Source organism: Roseburia sp. OM04-10BH (assembly GCF_003462605.1).
GTDB lineage: Bacteria > Bacillota > Clostridia > Lachnospirales > Lachnospiraceae > Roseburia_C > Roseburia_C amylophila.
Genome location: NZ_QTZI01000010.1, coordinates 108,386 through 132,470, shown reverse-complemented (window position 1 = coordinate 132,470; position 24,085 = coordinate 108,386). Strand labels below are relative to the sequence as shown.

Genomic DNA, 24,085 nt, shown 5'->3' with positions numbered 1-24,085 from the left:
TAGTAGTGATAATGGAGAAAGAACATATGAAAACATACGAATTAACAGTGCCATGTCATTTTGGCTTAGAATCAGTTTTGAAAAAAGAAATATATGATCTGGGATATGAAATCTCAGAGGTGGAAGATGGAAGAGTGACTTTCATTGGTGATGCAGAGGCAATCTGCCGTGCAAATATTTTCCTGCGTACAACGGAGCGTGTGCTGCTTCGGGTAGGAAAATTTAAAGCGGAGACATTTGATGAATTATTTGAAGGAATCAAAGCACTTCCATGGGAAGAGTATATTCCTGAAAATGGTAAATTCTGGGTCACCAAGGCTTCTTCCATAAAGAGTAAATTATTCAGTCCGTCAGACATCCAGTCTATTGTTAAGAAGGCAATGGTAGAACGGCTGAAACAGAAATATCATACCAATTGGTTTGAAGAAAGTGGTGCATCCTATCCGGTACGAATTTTCCTGTTGAAGGACGAAGTAATGGCAGCATTAGATACCTCCGGAGAATCTTTACATAAGAGAGGCTACCGGACTCTGACCAGTAAGGCACCAATCACAGAGACCCTTGCAGCAGCATTGATAATGCTGACACCATGGAATAAGGACAGAATTTTAGTAGATCCATTCTGCGGAAGTGGAACATTTCCGATTGAAGCAGCAATGATTGCAGCCAATATAGCACCGGGCATGAACCGTAGTTTCTTAGCAGAGCAGTGGACAAACCTGATACCGCGTCAGCTCTGGTATGATACGGTAAATGAAGCCCAGGAAATGGTGGATACCGATATTAAGGTGGATATCCAGGGATATGATATTGATGAAGAAATTGTGCGTGCCGCAAGAGATAATGCAAAGCGTGCCGGTGTGGATGGCATGATTCATTTCCAGCAGAGACCGGTAAGCCAGTTGAACCATCCGAAAAAATACGGATTTATCATATCCAATCCGCCATATGGTGAGCGGCTGGAAGAAAAGGCGGCATTGCCGGAATTATACCGGACAATTGGTGAGGCATACAGAAGGCTGGATTCATGGTCTATGTACCTGATTACCAGCTATGAGAATGCACCAAAGGATATCGGAAGAAAACCGGATAAAAACCGCAAGATTTATAATGGAATGTTAAAGACATATTTCTATCAGTTCATGGGACCGAAGCCACCAAAACGGAAAGGGACAAAAGAGTGAGGGAAAAAGTACGTTATTCTAAGAGATATGTAGTATTCACGTTACTTTTAGTTCTTGCATTGATACTGAAATTTGCCAATTTTAAGGGTGTAACCGAAGAAATCGGGCAGTTCCGTGGTGCAGATTTGCAGAGCAGCGACTGGAACCCTCTGATTGCAAAAAGCATCAATGAGAAGAATCTTACGGTAGCGATTGATAATAAAGTATATACCAACAAGGACAATGGAATCTATATGGATGAAAATCTGAATCTGATGGTACCATTGGACTTGATTCGGGACAGTTATAACTGCAGCGTGCATCTTTATGATGACACGGCTCTTTTGATAGAAAAATATTCAGACAGCTTGTGGATGAGCTTAGATGACCCGGAAGTGCAGATAAATGATGAGAAGGAGAAATTTTCTTCCGCACTGACACGGATTGATGACCGTTATTATGTGCCGGCAGAAGTCATTGCTTCGAAGCTTGGTTATTCTTATGCCTGGGATGTTAACAAAAATGAAGCAGTGGTGGTGAATACTTCTTCTGAGACAAGCATTCTGCCATCTCATTATGACTTGCGGGAGAGAGGAAGAGCACCGCAGGTGAAGAACCAGGGAAATAAGGGAACCTGCTGGGCTGCATCTTCCCTGGCAGCACTGGAATCCATGCTGCTTCCGGAAGAAAATGATGTATTTTCAACCGATAACATGAGCCTTGGAAACAGTTTTGGCTTAGGACAGAATGATGGTGGAGAGTATACTATGAGCCTGGCATATCTGACTGCATGGCAGGGACCGGTATTGGAAAAGGACGACCCATATGACGGTGAGCTGACAAAGAATTTAGCTCCAGTCAAACATGTGCAGGAAGCGCAGATTATTGAAAGCAAGGATTTGGAGAAGATTAAAGAGGCAGTTTTTAAATATGGTGCAGTCGAGACTTCTATTTACAGTACACTGCAGAATGTCAACAGCCGTTCCGAATATTTTAATCAGGAGACCAATTCTTATTGCTATGTTGGTTCAGAAAAGCCGAATCATGATGTGGCGATTATTGGCTGGGATGACAGTTATGCAAAAGAGAATTTCCCGGGAGATTTAGAGGGAGACGGTGCATTTATCTGCCAGAACAGCTGGGGAAAAGATTTTGGAGACAATGGGGTATTCTATGTCTCTTATTATGATACCAATGTAGGAATTCACAATCTGGTTTATACCGGAGTAGAAGATACCGATAATTATGATACGATTTATCAGTCCGATTTATGTGGCTGGGTCGGTCAGCTGGGATACAACCGTGATACCATTTACGGAGCAAATGTATATATAGCGGAAAACAATGAGAATTTAGAGGCAGCAGGCTTCTATGCAACCGGAAAAAATACGGAATATGAAGTATATGTAGTAAAGGACTATGATGGAAGGGAAAGTCTGTCCAAACGGCAGAAAGCAGCTTCCGGAAAGTTTGATAATGCAGGTTTCTATACCGTTACTTTTGATAAGAAAATTGCAGTGAACAAGGGAGAAAAATTTGCCATTGTACTGATGATAAAGACTCCGGATTCCGTGCATCCAATGGCAATTGAATATAAGGCAGATGAATCAACCAGAAACGTAGATCTTTCCGATGGAGAGGGATATATCAGTACCAACGGCAAGAACTGGGAAAATGTAGAAGAAACCCAGTCTGCAAATCTTTGTATAAAAGCATATGCAAAAGAAAGGTAAGTCAGAGCGGGATGGAAGAGAAAGTTATTAAAGCAGCTACCGTGATTATTACTGCCATAAGCATTATTGTGGCAGGAACGCTGCTGTTTTTTCCACAACTTCATATCCGGGCAGAGGAAAACAGGGAACTTCGGGCACAGGAAGCCATCGAGCGCAAGGAAAATATGGATGCGCTGGAAATGCTGCAGTATAATACGGCAAATGTAGACAGCCAGGAGGGCATCAGCTTTGACCAGCAGCTTCGTATTGCGTTACCGGAAAATGTGACACCGGAAGATGTCAGCGTAGAAAATGACTATCTGACCCAGACCATTACCATTAAAATTCCGGGAGCAGATGAGAATTATCTTTATAACTATCCAATGATAGGAAAGAGCTATCATATAGATAATCTGACTTATGAAAGTGAGCCGGAATATGGTGTAATTGAGATCTCTTTAGATAGTGTGGTGGAATTACAAAAGACATCTGACGAGCATTATATTTATATGGATTTTTTGACACCACATGAAGTCTATGATAAAGTTGTGGTAATAGATGCAGGACATGGTGGAAATGCACCGGGAGCTACAAAGCAGGGCATTAATGAGAAAGATATTGACCTTGCTATAGTGCTTAAAGTAAAGGAATTATTTGATCAAGCAGGAGATAAAAGCGTTGGTGTTTATTATACGAGAACGGATGACAGCAATCCAAGTCTTGAACAGCGTGTAGATATGGCAAATAAAGCCGGGGCAGACCTCTTTATCAGCGTACATAATAATTCTACCAAGAGCGGAAGAATGTCCAGTATCAACGGAACAGCAGTCATGTATGATGAAGAGAAGGCATCTGAGGAAAATGGAAGTATGCAGTTAGCCCAGATTTGCTTAGAAGAAATGACAGCGGCGTTAGGAAGTACCAGTAAGGGAATTGTAAAAGGACACGAGATTTATATTATACGAACAGCAGAGATGCCGGTAGCATTGATAGAAGTAGGCTTTATGACCAATCAGGATGAACTGAACCGGTTGAATGATGAAGCATATCAGAAAGAGGCAGCGCAGGCAATTTATAATGCGATTTACCGGGCATTCCAGGAGGGATATTAAGATGAATAAAATAATATTTGCAACAGGAAACAAGGACAAGATGAAAGAAATCCGCATGATTTTATCGGATCTTGATGTAGAGATTCTTTCTATGAAAGAAGCCGGAATCAGCGTGGATATTGAAGAAAATGGAACTACTTTTGAAGAAAATGCACTGATTAAGGCAAAAGCTGTGGCAGTATATACAGATGCTATTGTTTTAGCTGATGATTCTGGTCTGGAAATTGATTATCTGAATAAGGAACCGGGTGTATATTCTGCCCGTTATATGGGAGAAGATACCTCTTATACCATAAAGAACCAGAATCTTTTGGACCGTCTGAATGGAGTACCAAAGGAACAGCGGACCGCACGCTTTGTATGTGCAATTGCGGCTGTATTACCGGATAAAGAAACACTGGTAACCCGTGAGACAATTGAGGGATATATTGGATTTGAGCCTCAGGGTGAAAATGGATTTGGCTATGATCCAATCTTTTATGTGGATGAATATAACTGCTCCACAGCAAGCTTGCCACCGGATAAGAAGAATGAAATGAGCCATCGTGGAAAAGCATTACGCGCAATGAAAGAAGCACTCATGGGAAAAGGTTTATCATAAAGGAAGATAAAAGATGAGAGTATTGATAGTAAGTGATACCCATAAGAAACATGCAAATCTGATAACGATTATGGAAAAAGAAAGACCTTTTGATCGTATGATTCATCTGGGAGATGCAGAAGGTTATGAGGACTATATTGCGGAACTGGCAGGATGTCCACTGGACATTGTGGCAGGAAATAATGACTTTTTCTCTGAACTTCCGAAAGAAAAGGAAATTGAAATCGGAGGATTAAAGGCATTGATTACCCATGGACACTACTATTATGTTTCTGCCGGTCTGGAGGATATCAAGAAAGAGGCAAGGGGAAGAGGCATGGATATTGTAATGTTCGGACACACCCACAGACCGCTTATAGAAAAGGATCATGGTGTAGTGGCATTGAATCCGGGCAGCACATCATATCCTCGTCAGGATGGACATCTGCCGTCTTATATCGTGATGGAAATCGACGCAAATGGTACTCCGGACTATCAGCTCAAATATCTTTCTGAAGAAGAAAAACCCAAAAAACCTTTATAAATTGGGGCAAGATTCGGAGTTGTAAAAATTTTTTGAAAAAATTTGAAAATAAATGTTGACAATTGGTATATGCTATAATATAATATGTCTTGCGTCACGGAAAAAGAAATTTAAATAGCGTTGACGGGGTGTGGCTCAGCTTGGCTAGAGCGCCTGGTTTGGGACCAGGAGGTCGCAGGTTCGAATCCTGTCACCCCGACTTCATGCGGGTGTAGTTCAATGGTAGAACACCAGCCTTCCAAGCTGGATACGTGGGTTCGATTCCCATCACCCGCTTTCTAATTGGAAAATTAGATATGTGTTCGTAGCTCAGCTGGATAGAGCAACGGCCTTCTAAGCCGTGGGTCGGGGGTTCGAATCCCTTCGAGCACATTTTCCCGAGAGGGAAGAGAGACCGCCTGATGGCCGGAATCTTATGGTGGGTATAGCGCAGTTGGTTAGCGCGCCAGATTGTGGCTCTGGAGGCCCAGGGTTCGAATCCCTGTATCCACCTTGATGCGATGGTTAGAGCATCTTTTGTAAAATTGATGGGCTATCGCCAAGCGGTAAGGCACAGCACTTTGACTGCTGCATACGTTGGTTCGAATCCAACTAGCCCAGTTAAGTTGCGATGTATCTTGAAGAATTCCAAAAGGATTTGGAAAGAGCACTTATCGAACTAAATATGTATGGGATATTAGCTCAGTTGGTAGAGCACTTGACTTTTAATCAAGTTGTCCGGGGTTCGAATCCCCGATGTCTCATTAACAGTGAAAAGCGTCATTCATATGAATGGCGTTTTTTTGTACGAAAAAATATCTGTAAAGCCGCTATTAATGCGGGGGGTGTGGGAAGAATGAAACAGCACGGAAATGTAAAGTCCGATGGGAAGAGTAAAGAAAAATAATACTAAGAGGCTGACATTTTTATCTTTATTTTATTTTTAAGAGGGATTTTGAATATCTTCGTCTTCATTTCATCTTCAAAAGGAGAAAAAGAAGCGTTTGCGTAATTAGGTAGAATGCTTTATGATTAAGACAATGAGGTGTTAGGAAGGCTTTCAAAAATCTTTGGAGAAATATATAAAGATTGGAAGGAATGGTGAAACAATGTATTATGGGAAAGAAACAGGTGAATTAAAAAAAGCAAGAGAAGAGTATGAAAGTATTTTTGGTTATGATCCAAATGGAGAAATGGAATTAGAGTTTAATGAACAAGACGAATATTTAGCAGTTTTATTACAGTGTATAGAAGAAAAGAAAGATATGTTTGATGTACTTGGAGGAGAAAAAGCATGACAAGAAGAGAACGTGAAGTAACAGATATAAATGAAATCCTTAAGATTATGGATGCCTGCAAGATTGTGCATGTGGGACTTGTGGATGGTGACCAGCCTTATGTGTTACCGATGAATTACGGCTATACCTATGGAGATGGGAAAATGGTGATTTACCTTCATGGAGCAAAGAAGGGATATAAGTATGATTTAATAGAGAAAAATCCAAAGGTATGCTTTGAAATGGAGTGTGATGTGGTGCCATTTGAAGGAAAGGTGGCATGCCAGTATGGTAATTCCTATTCCTGTGTTATGGGAAAAGGGAAAGCTGTTATCGTAGAGGATGTAAATGAGAAAATGCAGGCACTTTCCATTTTGATGAAATGCCAGACCGGAGGCGATTTTACTTTTAATGAAGAACTGGTATCCATTGTCAATGTGATTCGGATTGATGTAAGTGAATTCAGCGCAAAAAGAAGACCGATTCCGGAAGGATTGAAAAAGTAACAGAATAACAGAAGATGGAAAAAGAAATATTGAAAAAGAAATATTGATAAAGTAGAAAGCAGGATTATGAAAGTGTAATTCCTGCTTTTTTCTATCCTCAATCATTTATCACAAAACTGTGACAATCTATTCGTTGCGCGACGGAGGAAGCATTTGTATAATGAGACATAGGAATGAACCGGGGAAAAGTAGGAAAGAAAAAAACGAATGACAACAGATAAGAAAAAGGATGTTTAGGGAAGATGGATAGAATATTAGTAGTGGAAGATGACCGGGAACTGAACCAGGGAATTTGCTTTGCACTGCAGCAGGCAGGGTATGAGACAGAAAGTGCCTATTCCACTCAGGAGGCAAAGCTTGCGGGTTTGCAGCAGGAATATTCGCTTATGATACTGGATGTAAATCTTCCGGATGGAGAGGGCTTTGGCTTTTGTAAATGGATTATGGAGCACAGGAAAGTGAAGGTCATGTTTCTTACGGCAAGAGATTTGGAAGAAGATGTGTTATCCGGGTATGAGTTGGGAGCAGAGGATTATGTGACAAAGCCATTTTCCATACATATTCTGCTAAAGAAGATAGCGGTCATTTTAAAACGGGAGACGGAAAATCCAAGAAATATTTATGAAGATGGATATCTGTGGATAGACTTTGACCGGGTCAAGGTAGAAATAGAGGGGAAAGAGTGCATGGTAACACCTACAGAATTTCGGATGTTACGCTTATTTATTGAACATGCAGGACAGCTGCTTTCTTATAATGTGCTGTTAGAGCAATTGTGGGACTGTGATGAAGCATATGTGGACCGACACACACTGGCAGTCAATGTGAACCGGCTCCGTGGAAAGATAGAGGATGCGGAACACAAATATATTTCAAATGTATATGGGATGGGATATCAATGGTTGCGATAGGAATAATAGCAGGCTGTGGCATTGTGATAAGTTATCTTCTAGTCAGACTGTATCGGCAGAAGAAGGAAATCTATGATTTTACGGAAGAACTACAGCGGTGTCTGACGCTGATGAAAGCAGGCGAAGACATTGGAAATGAAGCGGAGTTTAAGGACAGCCTTTGGGATAAGATTTATCAGGATTTGCAGGAGCTTATGGATGTTTGGAACAGGAAGAACCGACAGAGCCATAAGGAAAAAGAACAGATAAAAGAGCTGATTTCTGACATTTCCCATCAGGGCAGAACGCCAATGGCGAATATTAAAATATATCTGGAAATTTTAGAAGAGGAACAGGAAGATAAGGTGCGGCGGCAGGAGTGTATTGGAAAGCTGATAAAACAGACAGAACGGCTGGATTTCCTGATGCAGAGTCTGGTGAAGCTTTCGCGCCTGGAAACCGGAATCATAGAAATATGTGAAAAGGACACAAAGATTTTTGAAGTGTTAGGACTAGCGGTTGCGGCAGTGGTACCGGGAGCGGAAGCAAAAGAGATTTCCGTCCATGTGGACTGCCCGGAGACATTGAAACTGTTTTGCGATGCCAAGTGGACACAGGAAGCAATTTTTAATCTTTTAGAGAATGCAGTGAAATATACTCCAAAAGGGGGAAGCATCTATATTTCAGTAATGGAACAGGAGGTTTTTGGAAAAATCAGTATCCGGGATACCGGAAGGGGAATCCCTGCGGAACATCAGGCACAGATTTTTCAAAGGTTTTACCGGGAACCGGAAGTCCATGATGAGGATGGAATCGGGATTGGTCTGTATCTGGCACGAAAGATTGTGACGATGCAGGACGGCTATATGGAAGTGCATTCAGAAAGTGGAAAGGGGGCAGAATTTTGCATTTATCTGCCAATGAAATAAAAGAAGTAGTACGGACAGAGGAGTTAAAGAAATATTATCCGTTGGGAACCCATACAGTAAAAGCCTTAGATGGAGTGAACCTTACCGTAAAAGAGGGAGAATTTGTGGCAATCACCGGAAAGTCCGGAAGCGGGAAAAGTACGCTGCTGCATATGTTAGGAGCATTGGATGTGCCAACATCCGGAGAAGTCTATGTTGATGGGAAAAGCCTTGCGTCAATGACGAGGGAAGAGCAGGCAGTCTTTCGAAGAAGGAAGGTTGGTGTAGTATTTCAAAGCTATAACCTGATTCCTGATTTGAGTGTGTATGAGAATATTGTGCTGCCCATCGAGCTGGATGGAGGTTATGTGGACAAGGCATATATAGAAGAATTGTTAAGGCAACTGAAAATAGAAGATAAGCGGGATGCACTGCCGGGTACGTTATCCGGCGGTCAGCAGCAGAGAACAGCAATTGCCCGGGCATTATCTTATAAGCCGGCTATTCTTTTAGCTGATGAACCCACGGGAAATCTTGACACACAGACCAGCCATGATGTTATGGGATTGTTAAAAACAGTGGCACGAAAATATCAGCAGACTACAATTCTGATTACCCATGACATGGACGTGGCGCAGTTGTCAGACCGGATTGTATACATGGAAGATGGGAAAATCAGGAAGGAACGAAAGCTCTATGCTTAAAAATAATAATCAGGCTGTCATCCGTAAGATGGCAGTCCGTTCCATAAGGAGCAACAGAAAGAAAAACAGCCTGTATCTTGTGGCAATTGTATTGGCGGTACTGATGCTGTTTACGGTTATGCAGACAGGGGCTTCCTACATGCATATGCAGTATGTCTGGCGGCTGCATTCTGTGGGGGAACTCTATGATGGAATTCTGATGGGCGGAGTCACAAAAGAGCAGGAAGAGACGGTAAAAGCAGATCCTGGTATTGAGGTAGTTGGAATTACAGAATTTATGCTGGGAAGCATCGGTGAAAAGAATATTTCTATCATATATGAGGATAAAAATTACCGGGAGAAAATGCATCAGCCAGGCATTCTACATCAGGAGGGAAGGTATCCTGAGACATCCGATGAGGTGATGGTTACAAAGACGCTATTGGAAAAGCGGAAGTTGGAAAATCTTACAATTGGAGATACGCTGCTTTTAAGCTATCAGAAGAAAGATGGAACCCAGGTAGAAAAGCCTATGAAAATTACGGGTATTATAGATGACTATGAAGAAACGGCCAACTGTTTCGTGACAGAAGATGTATTTGAACAGGCAGGCTACAGTCAGGCAGACTATGGCTGTGGCATTCTCTACTATCAATATCGCTTCTGGTTTGCATCAGACCGGATAGAGAACCGTCTGAAAGAAGAATTAAATCTGGAACGGAAGCAGAACATTCAGACAACATGGGACTGTGATAAGGTAAAGGGAATTTTTCTTGGGATGTTGGGAATCATTATGTTAACCTGCCTCAGTGCCTATTTACTGATTTACAATATCATGTATTTATCCATAGAAGATAATATCCGTTATTATGGATTGCTTCGTGCTGTGGGAATGACAGAAAGCCAGATGCACTGGCTGTTGTGGCAGAAGCAGATTATTCTAAGTGGAATCGGAATTTTAATGGGAATAGTTTTAGGATTTCTGACGTCCTATCTTGTAATTCCCGGAACAATCCGGGTGCTGGGACTTCGCTCAGAAAAGATGGCTGTAACGATAAAACCGGAATTTCTGGTGCTGACGATTGCTATTATGGCAGTAACCGTCTATTTTGCCAGCCGTAAGCCGGTAAGAGTAGCAGAGCGCATTTCTGTCATGGAGGCACTGGGATATCAGACTTCGAAGGTAGTCTATACCGGAAAGAAAAGACGAACCGGGAAAAATATTATTTACCGTCTGGCATGGCAGCAGCTGTGCCGGATGAAGAAGAAAACAATCCTTGTCATCCTTTCACTATCAACCAGTCTGACTGTATTTCTATGTGTGGTAACACTGGCGGGAAGTCAGAGCAAACGGACGGCAGAGTTACAATATATGGATGCTGATATGGAACTGACCAATAAGAGTATGGTGGCTGATACATCAGACTGGAAACAGCCTTTCGATGACACATTTTGTGATAAACTTTCAAAAATAGATGGAGTAAAGGAAATCCACAAATTAAATTACAGTACAATCGTCGTACCCTGGGAGCCGGATTTTTCAGATCAGTGGATGCGTGATTTCTATGACCAGTGGATGTATATAAAATATGACGATGTAAGAGAAGAATATCAGCAGAATCCGGAACATTTCATGGCACTGGTGGTGGGAATCGATGAAAAAACATTTCATTATATCAATCAGCAGAACGAAACGGCAATTGATGAAAAATCATTTCTGGAAGGGGAAAGCTGCCTTTTATGCCAGCAATATATGGGATATACCAATGCGGATGTCAAAAATAAGAAAATAAGCTTTTATTTTCCGGGGCAGGAAACAAAGAAATACAGCACATCTGTTGCAGGACTGCAGAAGGATGACAGCCCATATCGTGGACCCAGCGAGGTAAGTTTATCTGTTGCGGGAATACAGGAGGATGACAGTCCGTATCTTGGTCCGACTGCCATGGGACCGACGATTATGATTTTAGTCAGTGACTCTTTTTTAGAGGATAAGGCAGAGAGCCTGTGGACATACAAGGTATCGGTGATTTATGACGAGGAATACGATAAGGAAACAGAAAAGAAAGTCAAAGAGCTGATACAGGAATCTAAGGATGCAAAAAATATTACCTGGAGCAGCAAGTTAAAGGGTATCAAAGAGCAGAAGCCGGCAGAACGGAAGATGTGGCAGCTAGGAATGGGAATCGCTATAGTTTTAGGGTTTATCGGTGTGATGAATTATATCAATACAGAGCTTGGCAGTATATCCGGCAGAAGGCGGGAAATTGCAATATTAGAAAGCATTGGCATGACCGGAAAACAACAGCGCAGGCTGCTTTTGACAGAAGGGATGTATTATGCGGGAATTTCGTTTTTCCTGACGGCAACGGTGGGACTTGGCATTGATGTGCTGTTGTTTCAGCGGATGAATTATCATAAGGTAGCATTTTCCATTCCTGTCATTCCGGTGGTTGTCATGATAGTGACACTGTTTGCACTGTGCATTTTCGTACCGTTGGCAGCAGGCAGATTTATGGAAGGAGATGGCACTCTGGTAGAGCGGATTCGTCATGTGGGAGAATAAAAAATAACTTTCACTGCAACCGTTTCTTCTGTTATTACAATATATAGGTGTAAGGGAAACATCCCAAAACAAATGACGGCGCGGTCTGGGAGATTGGAAACATGAACAAACAATTACTGGAACATTACATTGAGGCATACGGAACGGACATTTATTCCTTTTGTATCCGGCTGACACAGAACCGGGAACTGGCAGAAGAACTCTATCAGGATACCTTTCTTGCAATGTGTGAGAAGGAGGACTGGAAGGAAGAGGGAAATGTCAAAAGCTATCTGCTTGGAATTACCATAAAGCTCTGGCAGAACCGGAAGCGGAAATTTGCCTGGCGAAAGAGGATTGCAGCGGAGATTCCCTTATCGAAGGAGCAGGGACTGGAAGCATTTTCGGCAGATGAAAACTTAGAGCAGCATATGGTAAGCAAAGAAGAGCAGGAAGCCGTGTGGAAGGCTGTATACAAATTGCCGGAGCAGCTTCGCATCGTGATTCTTTTATATTATATGGAAGATTTCAAAGTGGCTGAGATTGCAGAAAAGCTGTCCCTCTCTATCAGTAATGTGAAAAGTAAACTGATGCGTGCACGTAGATATCTGAAGCAGGAATTGGAGGATTTTATCATATGAAACCAACCTTAGATGATTTATTACACAACTCCCTTATAGCAACTGATATTCCCTCGGAAGAACTCAACGAGAGGATTTTAAACCAGTCAACCCAAAAGGAGGTTGTACCTATGCGGAAGAAGGAAACGAAGAAACCATGGAAAATGGCACAGACAGCAGCGGCTGTGGCACTTCTTGTTTTAGTCACCGGCTGTGGTGTATATGCGGCAGAGCGGATCCTTGCACAAAAACAGATTACTATTATTGATAATGAAACGGAATTTATGGAAAATGCCACAGAGACAACGATTCATTATGAAGAATTTTCAGGAGAAAATCTTGATTTTGCAGACAGCAAGGTGACAGACCGGACAGAGGAACTTATTCAAACTTCTGATTTCGTTGGAACCGTTACCGAAGGAACCAAGGATGATCTATGGAGCTTGAAGGCAGAAGAAAAGATTGATGGCAAAATAGAGGTGGGTTATGTCTATCCGAAATTAAGCGATGCTTTTAAAGACCATAATATTGGCATTGACGTTTCTTATATAGAAGCAAATTATCCAACACTCTGGAGTGAAAAAGCCTGTCAGCTTTGTTATGATTCCAGGGATGCAGACACATTTTCCCGGGGAGCATTCTTTGCCAGTTACCGGAAGGGAGACAGTCAGGCGGTGTCTATCCAGTATGAAGTATCGGATATAACAAATGAGGATGATTATATTTTTAAAGAAGCTTATGACAGCACCGGCACTTATACCACAGCAGATGGTGTGACACTGACCATTACCAGTCAAACAGCAGACAGCGGCTATACGATTACTTATGCCCGCATGATTACGGAATATAGTGATTTCGTTCTGACATTGCGTGGAGATTTTTCAGAAGAAGAAAGCCATGTGATTTATGATAGTTTAAATCTATCTTCAATCTGTGAGACTGGGAAGTAGAATAAAAACGGTTCAGGAATTATCCTGAACCGTTTTTGTGGTTGGACTGCGGGCAACAGGACTTGAACCTGCACGGTCTCCCACTAGAACCTAAATCTAGCGCGTCTGCCAATTCCGCCATGCCCGCAAGACAAGAACTATAATAATATAGAAATACAGTTCATGTCAAGTGTAGATTAACCCTGAAGCCCCCGTGCCTGACGGTCCATATCCTCCACTACAATGTCATAGATTTCACCAAGACCTGCGCAGTATTCTAAGACCTTCCAAGGCTCGTTGGTGTGATAATGAATCTTAATCAGTTCTTCATCACCAACTGCCAGAAGGCAGTCTCCTTTGAAATTTTCAGTAAAGTAATCATTAATTGCATCCTCGTCAAGATTTTCCCCTTCAATTAAAAGCTGAGTGTCATATCTGAATTCTAACATCATCGAATCCTCTCTTTCTGTCTATTTCCCTTTTATCAGGAATAAATTTCAAACACAGTATAGCATAACGTGGTAAGAGAAGAAAGTATTTCATAAAGCAGCAGGACTTTGTTGAGACAGATTAACCAAGTAGAAAGTTTTAGATTTCTTTAAGAACTGCCTAAGCAAAGATTAATGTTCTTTAAGAATTCGTAACTGTGATATTCTTGTGATTTTATTGTGCTATAGTTGTCCCTAGAAAAAAGAAAAGAGGGATGATATGGATATTTTAAAGAACATCAGGGAAACTGCCCTGACACATCCGAAGCGGTGTGCAGTGCAAAGCAGAGAACAAAAGTTGACTTATGAGGAGTTAGAAGAATATTCCAACCGGCTTGCAGTATGGATTGCAAAGAATAGTCAGGACCGTAAGCGGCCGGTTATTGTATATGGACATAAGAATTCGTATATGGTGGTATGCTTCCTTGCCTGTGCCAAGGCAGGTAGAAGCTATGTGCCGCAGGATATCTGCATTCCAGTAAGCCGGGTGGATGAGACCGTATTAAGCGTAGAACCGGAACTGACCTTTGTGGTAGAAGGTGATTATCAGACAGAAATAGGAACAGAAATCAGAAAAGATGAGATAGAAGAAATCGTAAAACAGGAGACAAACAAGACCGATGTGCTACAGCCTCTGACCAAAGATGAAGTATGGTATATCATATTTACTTCCGGAAGCACCGGAAAGCCAAAGGGTGTAGAGATTACAAGAGACTGCCTCAGCCACTATCTTGACTGGTCGGTTCAGTTAGGCAGTACCATGAAAGAAAAGAGCGGTGCGCATTTTATGAATCAGGCACCATTTTCCTTTGATTTATCGGTAATGGATTTATACACTTCCCTGGTCTGTGGCGGAACGCTTTATACCATGGATAAGAAGATGCAGAGTGACTACAGTGAAATGTTGGGCTTCTTAGAACAGTCGGAAATCGAAATCTGGGTATCCACACCGTCTTTTGCGGATATGTGTCTGGCAGACCGGAATTTCTGTGGGGAAAAGATTGAAGCCTTAAAACTTTTCTTATTCTGCGGGGAAGTGCTTACTACAGCTACGGTAGAGAAGTTAAAGGAACGTTTCCCAGAGGCAGTTATCATCAATACTTATGGTCCGACAGAATCTACGGTGGCAGTCACGGATGTGACTATAACAGAGAAGTTATTGCAGGAGACCATTGCCCGGGGCAAATCCCTTCCGGTAGGCCATGAAAAGCCAGGAACTTATATCGAAATCTGGGATAAAGCCGGAAAAGTGTTGCCGGAAGGAGAACAGGGCGAGATTGTTATTATCGGAGATACGGTAAGCTGTGGTTATTATATGAGAGCAGATTTGACAAAGAAGGCATTTTTCCATTGTATCCGTGATGGAAAAGCTTACCGGGGTTATAAGACCGGAGATGCCGGATATTTAAAAGGCGGGCAGCTTTATTATAATGGAAGAATCGATTTGCAGGTGAAGTTGCATGGATACCGCATTGAAATTGAAGATATTGAGAATAACATGGTAAGACTTCCTCAGATTGACCATGCAGTCGTAGTGCCGAATCTGGAAGAAGGAAAGGTAAAGAGCCTGACGGCATTTGTGACAGGAGCACAGATGGCAGGAAAGAAAGCATCTGAGATTTCAAGACAGGTAAAAAACGGTCTGAAGGAATTCCTTCCGGTTTATATGATCCCAAAGAAAATAAAATATATCGAAACCATGCCAATGAATAACCATGGCAAGGCAGACCGAAAATATCTTGGAGGTCTGGCAGAATGAGTTTTTACAGCGGAGCACCATTCTTTGGCACATTGATTCTGTTATTGCTTTTCGCATTGATTCTTGGCTGTATGGAAAGGAGCCTGCACTGGTATAACCTTATCGTATCAGGTGTAATGGTTGTCTGCGTGTTAGGCGGAAATCTGACGGCGCTTGCGTATTTCGCAGGATACTTTCTGATTGAATGGATGCTGGTCAGAGGATATGAATACATAAGAAAGAAATATGGAAGAAAGGCAGCATTTTATCGCAGTTTTGTGCTGCTTTCCATCCTGCCACTTGCATTATGTAAACTATGTGACCTTCCATGGTTAAAGGGGATGAATCTTTTTCAGTTTACCGGAATTTCTTACCTTACGTTCCGGGTGGTGCAGATTATCATTGAACTTTATGATGGCACCATAGAAGAGGTGAAAATCCTTGATTTTTCAGCATTTTTAATCTTCTTTCCAACCTTTAGCTGCGGACCCATTGACCGGAGCAGAAGATTCTTGGAGGATTATCATAATGTGCCGGGAAGAAGAGAATATCTTGAGCGGTTTGGAATTGGTTTACAGAAGCTTGTTTTAGGAGCAGCATATAAATTCGTATTTGCGGATTTCTTCTATCAGATTATGAATCAGTTCATGAACCGGACAGCAGGGAATATGGTTTGTTATGCATACAGCTATGGTTTTTATATGTTTTTTGATTTTGCGGGATACAGTCTGATGGCCGTGGGAACCGGCTATATGCTTGGCATCTGCGTACCGGATAACTTTAAGAAACCGTTTATCAGCCGGGATATGAAAGAATTCTGGGCAAGGTGGCATATTTCCCTGTCCGAGTGGTTTCGGGATTTTGTCTTTTCCAGATTTATGATGTTATCCATGCACAAAAAATGGTTTAAAAGCAGATTAAACGGTGCGGCAGCAGGCTTTCTTATCAATATGCTGGTGATGGGTGTGTGGCATGGTCTGACGGTGCATTATATTTTGTACGGACTCTATCATGGCATATTGCTGGCAGTTACGGAAATCTATCAGAAGAAGTCGAAGTTCTATAAGAAATATAAGAAGAAAACCTGGTATGCACTGGCATCATGGGGAATCACATTAAATCTGGTGATGTTTGGTTTCCTGATTTTCTCAGGACATTTTATTACAATTTAGGTTATCCCAACTTATATATAGAAGAAAAATTTTAGATGCAGAAATCGTTTGCAAAGAAAAATAGAAAGAGAAAAAGGAGATTATAAGATGAAAGAAAAGATTTTGGATATTATTGAAAAAGTATGTGAGGATGACAGCATCCGGGAAGACCTTACGATGAATCTTTTTGAAGAGGATTTACTGGATTCCTTAAGCTTTGTAGAACTTCTGGTGGAACTTGAGGATAACCTTGGTGTTGTAATTTCACCATCGGAAGTAACAAGAGAGGATATGGATACACCGGAGAAAATTATCGCACTGGTAGAAGCGAAAGCACAGGAGAAGTAAGCATGAAAACGATAAAAGCATTTGCAGTTTCGCTGCTGTTATGCGCACTTACGATAGTGGGACTGCATTTATACAGCGGCAGAGGTTTTTCGGCAGAGGGAAAAGCAGGCACCTGGGTCAGTGATGCAAAATCCCAAAGCGGCAGTACATTAAAGAAGATGGCAGCCGATGAAAATGCAGTGCTGATATTCGGCTCTTCGGAGCTGCGGCATGGACAAGGCAGTGGATTCCATGGAGATACGATTTTTGATGGCGCGGATATGGATCCCATTTATGTAGGAAAAGCAGGGTATCAGAGCCTGACCCATGCCATTACACTGGGTGCGGTGGGCAGTCAGGCAGCCAATAAGAAGGCAGTATTAATCGTTTCGCCCCAGTGGTTTAAAGAAAATGGAGTAAAATCCACGGCGTTTGAAGCTGCTTTTTCAGAAGAAGAATATATTGCATTGCTGGAAAATCCGGATATCAGTCAGGAAACCAAGGATTATATCAATGGCAGACTGCAAAATATCATGGCAGATAATGAAACCATGTCAGAAAGAGTAAAAAAGGACCGGGAATGGTATCAGCCGAAGGATGATAATACAGCAGAACAACCAGGCTGGCTGGAGCAGAAAAAAGCAGATTTTCATAAGATACTGTTGGAAGAAAAGAATAATTATAAAGTGATGGCAGAGGCACTGATGGATGGAATCAGCAATCATAGGAGCAAGGAAAGTGGTGCAAAGCTGTCACAGGCTACCTGGGAGCAGCTTCGAAAGGAAGCTGAAACAGAAGGACATAAGCTTTCGGATGGCAACGACTATGGCATGTTTGACAGCGTATATAAAGGAACGTACCAGACGCTGATTGCCAATGGAAAACATAAGAATCCGAAGTACACCTTAGATTCCATGGAATTTTCGGATTTGGAATGTTTTCTGTCAATTTGCAGGGAGGAGGGAATCGAGCCTTTGGTAGTAATCCTTCCCTTTAACGGATACTGGTATGATTATACGGAGCTGACGGCAGAAGAGCGGAGTGTATTTTATGAAAAGATAAGATGCATAGCAGAAGATTATGGTGTGCAGTGTGCCGATTTGAGTGGAAATGAATATACGGAGTATTACTTTGAGGATAATTCCCATCCAGCATTGAAAGGACTGGTAGATTTAAATGAAGCGATTTATGAATTTTATCGGAAAGATAAGACAGAATGAGAAGGCAGTATTTCTTGGTAAAGTGATTTTCTTTTACCTGCTGCTGATGATTCTATGGATGCATTTTATGCTGGCAAAGGATTCTGCAGCACCGGCGTTTATTTATGAGCAGTTTTAAACTATACCGGTTTGGAATGCGATATATAACCTATGGTTATATATTAAAATAAATCAACCTAGTAAAATCAATGCACCTTTAACACTTTAACGCGGCAAAGCATATGAAAAACCTAGAAAAATCAAGGAGTAGCAGGGAAAATGAGTATTGCTTTTCAAATTTTCATGTAGTAAGATAAGGCACATGAAACCTAGGAGTTAAAGGAGGAACTATTATGAAGAAAAAAATAGTCAGTGTAATACTGGTCGCAGCGATGGCAGTTGGATGCCTTGCAGGTTGTGGCTCAAAAGAAGCAAAAAATGAAGATGCATTCTATATCGGAGGAATTGGACCGGTTACCGGTGATGCAGCAATTTACGGAACAGCCGTTCAGAACGGTGCACAGATTGCTGTCGATGAGATTAATGAAGCCGGTGGAATTAACGGTCATCAGATTGAATATAATTTCCAGGATGATCAGGGAGACCCTGAAAAAGCAGCAAACGCATACAACACCTTAAAAGACTGGGGTATGCAGGTATTAATGGGAACTGTTACAACAGGTCCTTGTGTATCTGTGGCAGATTTAACTGCAGCAGATAATATGTTCCAGATTACACCATCTGCATCATCTACAGATGTAATCAAGAACGACAATGTATTCCAGGTATGCTTTACAGACCCTGCACAGGGAACAAAATCCGCACAGTATATTGGTGAGAATAACCTTGCCAAGAAAGTGGCAATTATTTACAATAGTTCAGATATCTATTCATCAGGTATCGAAGCAAAATTCGTAGAAGAAGCAGCAAACCAGAACTTTGAGGTAGTTGCAGAAGAAGCATTTACTGCAGATTCCAAGACAGATTTTTCTACACAGTTACAGAAAGCAAAAGATGCAGAAGCAGATTTGGTATTCCTTCCAATCTACTATACAGAAGCATCTATTATCTTAACCCAGGCAGATTCTATGGGATATGCACCGACATTCTTCGGATGCGACGGTATGGACGGAATCTTAGGTGTTAAGAACTTTGATACTTCTTTAGCAGAAGGACTTATGTTATTAACACCGTTTGCAGCAGATTCGAAAGATGAAAAAACTGCAAACTTCGTTTCTAAATATGAAGAGAAATATAAAGATACACCAAACCAGTTTGCAGCGGATGCTTATGATGCAATTTATGCAATCAAAGCAGCATTGGAAGAAGCAAATGCAACACCGGATATGAGTGCTTCTGATATTTGTGATTTATTAAAAGATGCAATTACAAAAGTCAACATTGATGGTGCAACAGGTAGCGGAATGACATGGTCAGCAACTGGTGAAGTAAACAAAGATCCTAAAGCGGTTGTAATTCAGAATGGTGAATACGTAGGAATGTAATGTATTTTATCAGATAAGCCAAAGAGGGGTTGCCAATGGCAGCCCCTTTTATGTATTATAGAGGTATATATTCTAAGAGAAAGCAAGAGGTGTTGTTATGAGATTCATAACGTATTTAATCAACGGTATCAGCCTTGGCAGCATCTATGCAATCATTGCACTGGGTTACACCATGGTGTATGGAATTGCTAAGATGCTGAATTTTGCCCATGGTGATGTTATCATGATTGGCTGCTATGTCGTATTTATGACAATGAGCGGCATGAACATGAACCCGCTTTTGAGCGTAATCCTTGCAGTTGTAGTCTGCACTGTGCTTGGCGTGATAATTGAAAAAGTGGCATATAAGCCTTTGCGTAAGGCATCTCCACTGGCAGTATTGATTACCGCAATTGGTGTCAGCTATTTGCTGCAGAATATTGCATTACTGATATTTGGCGCAGATACCAAATCCTTTAGTTCTGTGGTTCCATTGCAGAATATCAAGATTGGCGGAATTACCATAACCGGTGTTACGGTAGTGGCAGTCCTGGCATGTATTGTTATCATGATTGGCCTGATGATTTTTATTAAAAAGACAAAAGCAGGACAGGCAATGCTGGCAGTATCCGAGGATAAGGATGCAGCACAGCTTATGGGGGTAAATGTAAACGGGACAATTTCACTTACTTTCGCAATTGGTTCCGGACTTGCAGCAATTGCAGGTGTGTTATTGTGTTCAGCATATCCGACACTGACTCCATATACCGGATCTATGCCTGGTATTAAAGCATTTACTGCAGCTGTATTTGGTGGAATCGGTTCCATTCCGGGAGCATTTATCGGAGGAATTCTTCTTGGTATTATCGAAATCTTAGGAAAAGCTTATATTTCTTCACAGCTTTCCGATGCTATCGTTTTTGCCGTATTGATTATCGTGTTATTGGTTAAGCCTACCGGTATTCTTGGTAAGCCAATCCATGAGAAAGTGTAGGTGGCAGAAATGAGTAAAATGAATTTAAAAACAATGAAGAAGACAACAAAGAGTAATTTGATTACATATGCTATGGTAATCGTCATTTTTGCCGTAGTACAGATTCTGGTAGCAACTGGAAGCATGTCCAGTCTGATGCAGGGACTTTTGGTACCACTTTGTACTTATTCTATCGTTGCAATCGGATTGAACCTCTGTGTAGGCTATCTGGGTGAATTAAGTCTTGGTCATGCAGGCTTTATGTGTGTCGGCGCATTTTCCAGTGCTTTCTTTACCCGATGCATGGAAAATTCACCGATGAATCCAACCCTGCGTTTTATCATCGCTTTATTAATCGGAACTGCTGTTGCAGCATTCTTTGGATTCTTAATCGGAATTCCGGTACTTCGTTTAAGAGGCGATTACCTTGCAATCGTAACCCTGGCATTTGGAGAGATTATCAAGAATGTCATCAATGTTCTTTATGTAGGCAAAGATGAAAACGGTCTGCATTTTGCAATCAATGACAGCAAGTCTCTTAATATGTCGGGAACCGGAGAAATGATTATCGATGGTGCAAAGGGAATCACCGGAACACCAAGACAGTCTACTTTCTTAATCGGTGTTATTTTGATTCTGGTTGCATTGTTTGTAGTATTTAATCTGGTTAATTCCAGAAGCGGCCGTGCCATCATGGCAATCCGTGATAACCGTATTGCAGCAGAATCCGTTGGCATTAATATTACAAAGTTTAAACTGATGGCATTTACCATTTCTGCAGCAATTGCAGGAGCAGGCGGAGTGCTTTATGCACATAACCTTTCCAGTCTGATTGCCCAGCCGGCAAACTTCGGATACAATATGTCCATCATGATTCTGGTATTTGTCGTACTCGGTGGAATGGGAAGCTTCCGTGGTTCCATTATTGCAGCCGTAGTACTGACCATGCTTCCGGAAGTATTGCGTGGACTGCGTGATTATCGTATGCTGATTTATGCGATAGTTCTGATTGCAATGATGCTCTTTAACTGGGCACCGGCAGCAATTACCTGGAGACAGACACATTCTTTGAAGAATTTATTTGCAAAGAAAACGAAGGAGGTACAATAAGATGGCAATGTTAGAAGTAAAGAATCTTGGAATTTCCTTCGGTGGACTCCGGGCGGTAGATGGATTTGAAATGCAGATTGAAAAAGGTCAGTTATACGGATTGATTGGACCGAACGGTGCAGGTAAAACAACCGTATTTAATATGCTTACCGGTGTATACAAACCGGATGATGGAAGCATTGTACTGGATGGAAAAGATATTACCGGAAAGAAAACCATAGATATTAATAAAGCCGGAATTGCAAGAACCTTCCAGAATATCCGCCTTTTTAAAGACCAGTCCGTGCTGGATAATGTAAAAGTCGGACTGCATAATCATCATACTTATTCTACTTTAACCGGAATCCTAAGACTTCCGAAGTATTTTAAAGTAGAAGCAGAGATGAATGAAAAGGCAATGGAGCTGTTAAAGGTATTTGGTCTTGAGGATGAAGCAGATTATCTGGCATCCAATCTTCCGTATGGTAAACAGCGTAAACTGGAGATTGCAAGAGCACTGGCAACTGAACCAAAGCTTCTGCTTTTAGATGAGCCGGCAGCCGGCATGAACCCAAATGAAACCAAAGAATTAATGGATACCATCCGCTTTGTAAGGGATGAATTTGATATGACCATTCTTCTGATTGAACATGATATGAAACTGGTATCCGGTATCTGTGAGAAACTGACTGTATTGAACTTCGGCCAGGTACTGGCAAGCGGAAATACCAGTGACGTATTGAATAATCCACAGGTTATCAAGGCATATCTGGGCGAATAGGAGGGATGATAAAATGGCAATGCTTGAAATAAAAGATTTGGAAGTATATTACGGCGTGATTCAGGCAATTAAAGGGATTTCCTTTGATGTCAATGAAGGAGAAGTCATTGCATTAATCGGAGCCAATGGTGCAGGTAAGACAACTACACTGCAGACAATCACCGGAATGCTCAGTGCCAAAAAGGGAAGCATTCTTTTTGAAGGAACAGATATCACCAAGGTTCCGGGACACAAGATTGTATCCATGGGAATGGCACATGTTCCGGAAGGAAGACGTGTATTTGCAGAGCTTTCTGTATATGAGAACTTAAAGCTGGGTGCATATACCAGAAAAGATAAGCAGGAAATTGCAGAGTCTTTAGAGCGTGTATACAAGAGTTTTCCAAGATTAAAGGAACGTAAGAATCAGCTGGCTGGAACCTTAAGTGGTGGCGAACAGCAGATGCTTGCCATGGGCCGGGCGTTGATGAGTAAGCCGAGGATCATCCTTATGGATGAGCCGTCCATGGGATTGTCTCCAATCTTTGTAGAAGAGATTTTTAACATTATCAAAGAAATATCTGTATCCGGTACAACGGTTCTTCTGGTAGAACAGAATGCAAAGAAAGCATTATCGATTGCAGACCGTGCATATGTACTGGAAACAGGTAAAATTGTATTGAGCGGTGATGCCAAAGAGCTTATGAATAATGAGTCTATTAAAAAGGCATATTTAGGAGAGTAGGTGTTAAATATGAAACATACGGTAATAACCATTGCAAGAAGTTATGGAAGCGGCGGAAGAACGCTGGGTAAGAAGCTGGCAGAAGAACTTGGAATTCATTGCTATGACCGTGAGTTAATAAGAATGGCTTCCGATGAAAGCGGAATCAATGAGGCATTGTTTGGAGAGGCAGATGAGAAACTGCGTAAGATGCCACTCTTTCGTATTGCGAAGAAAGCATATCATGGGGAAGTGCTTCCACCGGATAGTGATGAGTTTGTATCCAACGACAATCTCTTTAACTATCAGGCGAAAATTATCCGTGAGGTAGCCAAAGAAGAGTCCTGCATTATTATCGGACGTTGTGCGGATTATGTTTTAAAAGATTGTGATTATGTAAAGAGTCTGTTTTTCTACGCACCGCGTAAGGACTGCATTGAACGTGTCATGCAGCAGAATGGCGGGACTAAGAAGGATATTGAAAAGAAGATAGACACCATTGATAAATATCGTGCAGACTATTACAAATACTATACCGGCAGGGAGTGGAATGATGCCAGAAATTACGATTTCTGTCTGGACACTACATCCTTAAGCTATGAGAAGCTGGTACAGGTTGTAAAAGCATATTTAGAAATCAGTGAGGCAGAGCAGCCTTAGGAACAATATTGCAGCAGAATATGAGAAAGAAGAGGTATCTGATG

At 41.6% G+C, this 24,085-nt stretch carries 25 protein-coding genes and 7 tRNA genes; 30 read left to right on the top strand and 2 right to left on the bottom strand.

Going from position 1 to position 24,085, the window contains the following annotated elements; genetic code table 11:
* Nucleotides 1-26 precede the first annotated feature (26 nt).
* The 19 genes from DXB43_RS11265 (at nt 27) to DXB43_RS11175 (ending at nt 13,469) form a co-directional block, all read left to right on the top strand.
* Nucleotides 27-1,184: a THUMP domain-containing class I SAM-dependent RNA methyltransferase gene (locus DXB43_RS11265; RefSeq protein ID WP_117947596.1), complete on the top strand. Its 1,158-nt coding sequence runs from the start codon at nt 27-29 to the stop codon at nt 1,182-1,184.
* Nucleotides 1,181-2,896 carry a lectin like domain-containing protein gene (locus DXB43_RS11260; protein WP_117947595.1) on the top strand — a complete coding sequence of 572 codons (1,716 nt, stop codon included), beginning with the start codon at nt 1,181-1,183 and terminating at the stop codon, nt 2,894-2,896. The genes DXB43_RS11265 and DXB43_RS11260 overlap by 4 nt, the downstream gene beginning before the upstream one ends.
* 11 nt (nt 2,897-2,907) lie before the next feature.
* Nucleotides 2,908-3,987 (top strand): N-acetylmuramoyl-L-alanine amidase family protein, encoded by a 1,080-nt coding sequence (locus DXB43_RS11255; RefSeq protein WP_117947605.1) that lies wholly within the window; start codon nt 2,908-2,910, stop codon nt 3,985-3,987.
* Nucleotide 3,988: 1 nt separating this feature from the next.
* Nucleotides 3,989-4,588, top strand: a complete 600-nt coding sequence (locus tag DXB43_RS11250) for an XTP/dITP diphosphatase (protein ID WP_117947594.1) — start codon at nt 3,989-3,991, stop codon at nt 4,586-4,588.
* A gap of 13 nt (nt 4,589-4,601) precedes the next feature.
* Complete coding sequence (locus DXB43_RS11245) at nt 4,602-5,111, top strand: metallophosphoesterase family protein (protein WP_117947593.1); 510 nt, start codon at nt 4,602-4,604, stop codon at nt 5,109-5,111.
* A 124-nt stretch (nt 5,112-5,235) separates the two neighbouring features.
* Nucleotides 5,236-5,310: transfer RNA gene (locus DXB43_RS11240), tRNA-Pro, on the top strand.
* 6 nt (nt 5,311-5,316) lie between these two features.
* Nucleotides 5,317-5,387, top strand: a tRNA-Gly gene (locus tag DXB43_RS11235).
* A gap of 22 nt (nt 5,388-5,409) precedes the next feature.
* A tRNA-Arg gene (locus DXB43_RS11230) sits at nt 5,410-5,483 on the top strand.
* 46 nt (nt 5,484-5,529) lie between these two features.
* Nucleotides 5,530-5,603 (top strand) — tRNA-His (locus DXB43_RS11225).
* A gap of 36 nt (nt 5,604-5,639) precedes the next feature.
* Nucleotides 5,640-5,711, top strand: a tRNA-Gln gene (locus DXB43_RS11220).
* A 70-nt stretch (nt 5,712-5,781) separates the two neighbouring features.
* Nucleotides 5,782-5,854 (top strand) — tRNA-Lys (locus DXB43_RS11215).
* A 306-nt stretch (nt 5,855-6,160) separates the two neighbouring features.
* A complete protein-coding gene (locus DXB43_RS11210; protein ID WP_117841681.1) occupies nt 6,161-6,388 on the top strand; it encodes a hypothetical protein in 228 nt (75 codons plus the stop codon).
* Nucleotides 6,385-6,873, top strand: coding sequence for a pyridoxamine 5'-phosphate oxidase family protein (locus DXB43_RS11205; RefSeq protein WP_117947592.1), 489 nt, complete (start codon nt 6,385-6,387; stop codon nt 6,871-6,873). The genes DXB43_RS11210 and DXB43_RS11205 overlap by 4 nt, the downstream gene beginning before the upstream one ends.
* 242 nt (nt 6,874-7,115) lie before the next feature.
* Entirely contained in the window at nt 7,116-7,784 is a 669-nt protein-coding gene (locus DXB43_RS11200) for a response regulator transcription factor (RefSeq protein ID WP_117947591.1), read from the top strand.
* Nucleotides 7,772-8,692: a sensor histidine kinase gene (locus tag DXB43_RS11195; RefSeq protein WP_022243469.1), complete on the top strand. Its 921-nt coding sequence runs from the start codon at nt 7,772-7,774 to the stop codon at nt 8,690-8,692. Before DXB43_RS11200 ends, DXB43_RS11195 begins: the two co-directional genes overlap by 13 nt.
* Complete coding sequence (locus DXB43_RS11190; RefSeq protein WP_330416519.1) at nt 8,668-9,375, top strand: ABC transporter ATP-binding protein; 708 nt, start codon at nt 8,668-8,670, stop codon at nt 9,373-9,375. Before DXB43_RS11195 ends, DXB43_RS11190 begins: the two co-directional genes overlap by 25 nt.
* Nucleotides 9,368-11,920 carry an ABC transporter permease gene (locus tag DXB43_RS11185; protein ID WP_158567217.1) on the top strand — a complete coding sequence of 851 codons (2,553 nt, stop codon included), beginning with the start codon at nt 9,368-9,370 and terminating at the stop codon, nt 11,918-11,920. Before DXB43_RS11190 ends, DXB43_RS11185 begins: the two co-directional genes overlap by 8 nt.
* A gap of 101 nt (nt 11,921-12,021) precedes the next feature.
* On the top strand, nt 12,022-12,540 hold the full coding sequence (locus DXB43_RS11180; protein WP_117947589.1) for an RNA polymerase sigma factor: 519 nt from the start codon (nt 12,022-12,024) through the stop codon (nt 12,538-12,540).
* 110 nt (nt 12,541-12,650) lie between these two features.
* A complete protein-coding gene (locus tag DXB43_RS11175) occupies nt 12,651-13,469 on the top strand; it encodes a hypothetical protein (protein WP_117947588.1) in 819 nt (272 codons plus the stop codon).
* A 47-nt stretch (nt 13,470-13,516) separates the two neighbouring features.
* Here the strand turns inward: DXB43_RS11175 and DXB43_RS11170 are convergent.
* Nucleotides 13,517-13,596: transfer RNA gene (locus DXB43_RS11170), tRNA-Leu, on the bottom strand.
* Between the two features lie 49 nt (nt 13,597-13,645).
* The gene (locus DXB43_RS11165; protein ID WP_117841841.1) at nt 13,646-13,897 is read right to left on the bottom strand and encodes a kinase to dihydroxyacetone kinase; all 252 of its coding nucleotides are present in this window, start codon (nt 13,895-13,897) and stop codon (nt 13,646-13,648) included.
* Between the two features lie 259 nt (nt 13,898-14,156).
* Here DXB43_RS11165 and dltA point away from each other — a divergent pair, with 259 nt between their 5' ends.
* From dltA to DXB43_RS11110, 11 genes are all read left to right on the top strand, one after another.
* A complete protein-coding gene (dltA, locus tag DXB43_RS11160) occupies nt 14,157-15,695 on the top strand; it encodes a D-alanine--poly(phosphoribitol) ligase subunit DltA (protein WP_117947587.1) in 1,539 nt (512 codons plus the stop codon).
* Entirely contained in the window at nt 15,692-16,846 is a 1,155-nt protein-coding gene (gene dltB / locus DXB43_RS11155) for a D-alanyl-lipoteichoic acid biosynthesis protein DltB (RefSeq protein ID WP_117947586.1), read from the top strand. Before dltA ends, dltB begins: the two co-directional genes overlap by 4 nt.
* Nucleotides 16,847-16,933: 87 nt before the next feature.
* Nucleotides 16,934-17,173: a D-alanine--poly(phosphoribitol) ligase subunit DltC gene (gene dltC, locus DXB43_RS11150; RefSeq protein WP_117947585.1), complete on the top strand. Its 240-nt coding sequence runs from the start codon at nt 16,934-16,936 to the stop codon at nt 17,171-17,173.
* A gap of 2 nt (nt 17,174-17,175) precedes the next feature.
* On the top strand, nt 17,176-18,372 hold the full coding sequence (gene dltD, locus DXB43_RS11145) for a D-alanyl-lipoteichoic acid biosynthesis protein DltD (protein WP_117947584.1): 1,197 nt from the start codon (nt 17,176-17,178) through the stop codon (nt 18,370-18,372).
* Nucleotides 18,341-18,490, top strand: coding sequence for a teichoic acid D-Ala incorporation-associated protein DltX (locus tag DXB43_RS11140; protein WP_117698525.1), 150 nt, complete (start codon nt 18,341-18,343; stop codon nt 18,488-18,490). Before dltD ends, DXB43_RS11140 begins: the two co-directional genes overlap by 32 nt.
* A gap of 214 nt (nt 18,491-18,704) precedes the next feature.
* Nucleotides 18,705-19,856: an ABC transporter substrate-binding protein gene (locus DXB43_RS11135; protein WP_117698526.1), complete on the top strand. Its 1,152-nt coding sequence runs from the start codon at nt 18,705-18,707 to the stop codon at nt 19,854-19,856.
* Nucleotides 19,857-19,953: 97 nt separating this feature from the next.
* A complete protein-coding gene (locus DXB43_RS11130) occupies nt 19,954-20,829 on the top strand; it encodes a branched-chain amino acid ABC transporter permease (RefSeq protein ID WP_022243458.1) in 876 nt (291 codons plus the stop codon).
* A 9-nt stretch (nt 20,830-20,838) separates the two neighbouring features.
* Nucleotides 20,839-21,918: a branched-chain amino acid ABC transporter permease gene (locus DXB43_RS11125; RefSeq protein ID WP_117947604.1), complete on the top strand. Its 1,080-nt coding sequence runs from the start codon at nt 20,839-20,841 to the stop codon at nt 21,916-21,918.
* Nucleotide 21,919: 1 nt separating this feature from the next.
* Entirely contained in the window at nt 21,920-22,678 is a 759-nt protein-coding gene (locus DXB43_RS11120; RefSeq protein WP_022243456.1) for an ABC transporter ATP-binding protein, read from the top strand.
* A 13-nt stretch (nt 22,679-22,691) separates the two neighbouring features.
* Nucleotides 22,692-23,402, top strand: a complete 711-nt coding sequence (locus tag DXB43_RS11115; protein WP_117947583.1) for an ABC transporter ATP-binding protein — start codon at nt 22,692-22,694, stop codon at nt 23,400-23,402.
* Between the two features lie 9 nt (nt 23,403-23,411).
* Complete coding sequence (locus tag DXB43_RS11110; protein ID WP_022243454.1) at nt 23,412-24,041, top strand: cytidylate kinase-like family protein; 630 nt, start codon at nt 23,412-23,414, stop codon at nt 24,039-24,041.
* Nucleotides 24,042-24,085: the final 44 nt, after the last annotated feature.

Bases quoted from the DNA above. Each gene is read 5' to 3' on its own strand.
- DXB43_RS11265 (WP_117947596.1), top strand. From the start codon at position 27: ATGAAAACATACGAATTAACAGTGCCATGTCATTTTGGCTTAGAATCA.
- DXB43_RS11255 (WP_117947605.1), top strand. From the start codon at position 2,908: ATGGAAGAGAAAGTTATTAAAGCAGCTACCGTGATTATTACTGCCATA.
- DXB43_RS11250 (WP_117947594.1), top strand. From the start codon at position 3,989: ATGAATAAAATAATATTTGCAACAGGAAACAAGGACAAGATGAAAGAA.
- DXB43_RS11245 (WP_117947593.1), top strand. From the start codon at position 4,602: ATGAGAGTATTGATAGTAAGTGATACCCATAAGAAACATGCAAATCTG.
- DXB43_RS11205 (WP_117947592.1), top strand. From the start codon at position 6,385: ATGACAAGAAGAGAACGTGAAGTAACAGATATAAATGAAATCCTTAAG.
- DXB43_RS11200 (WP_117947591.1), top strand. From the start codon at position 7,116: ATGGATAGAATATTAGTAGTGGAAGATGACCGGGAACTGAACCAGGGA.
- DXB43_RS11195 (WP_022243469.1), top strand. From the start codon at position 7,772: ATGGTTGCGATAGGAATAATAGCAGGCTGTGGCATTGTGATAAGTTAT.
- DXB43_RS11185 (WP_158567217.1), top strand. From the start codon at position 9,368: ATGCTTAAAAATAATAATCAGGCTGTCATCCGTAAGATGGCAGTCCGT.
- DXB43_RS11180 (WP_117947589.1), top strand. From the start codon at position 12,022: ATGAACAAACAATTACTGGAACATTACATTGAGGCATACGGAACGGAC.
- DXB43_RS11175 (WP_117947588.1), top strand. From the start codon at position 12,651: ATGCGGAAGAAGGAAACGAAGAAACCATGGAAAATGGCACAGACAGCA.
- DXB43_RS11165 (WP_117841841.1), bottom strand. From the start codon at position 13,897: ATGTTAGAATTCAGATATGACACTCAGCTTTTAATTGAAGGGGAAAAT.
- dltA (WP_117947587.1), top strand. From the start codon at position 14,157: ATGGATATTTTAAAGAACATCAGGGAAACTGCCCTGACACATCCGAAG.
- dltB (WP_117947586.1), top strand. From the start codon at position 15,692: ATGAGTTTTTACAGCGGAGCACCATTCTTTGGCACATTGATTCTGTTA.
- dltC (WP_117947585.1), top strand. From the start codon at position 16,934: ATGAAAGAAAAGATTTTGGATATTATTGAAAAAGTATGTGAGGATGAC.
- dltD (WP_117947584.1), top strand. From the start codon at position 17,176: ATGAAAACGATAAAAGCATTTGCAGTTTCGCTGCTGTTATGCGCACTT.
- DXB43_RS11140 (WP_117698525.1), top strand. From the start codon at position 18,341: ATGAATTTTATCGGAAAGATAAGACAGAATGAGAAGGCAGTATTTCTT.
- DXB43_RS11135 (WP_117698526.1), top strand. From the start codon at position 18,705: ATGAAGAAAAAAATAGTCAGTGTAATACTGGTCGCAGCGATGGCAGTT.
- DXB43_RS11130 (WP_022243458.1), top strand. From the start codon at position 19,954: ATGAGATTCATAACGTATTTAATCAACGGTATCAGCCTTGGCAGCATC.
- DXB43_RS11125 (WP_117947604.1), top strand. From the start codon at position 20,839: ATGAGTAAAATGAATTTAAAAACAATGAAGAAGACAACAAAGAGTAAT.
- DXB43_RS11120 (WP_022243456.1), top strand. From the start codon at position 21,920: ATGGCAATGTTAGAAGTAAAGAATCTTGGAATTTCCTTCGGTGGACTC.
- DXB43_RS11115 (WP_117947583.1), top strand. From the start codon at position 22,692: ATGGCAATGCTTGAAATAAAAGATTTGGAAGTATATTACGGCGTGATT.
- DXB43_RS11110 (WP_022243454.1), top strand. From the start codon at position 23,412: ATGAAACATACGGTAATAACCATTGCAAGAAGTTATGGAAGCGGCGGA.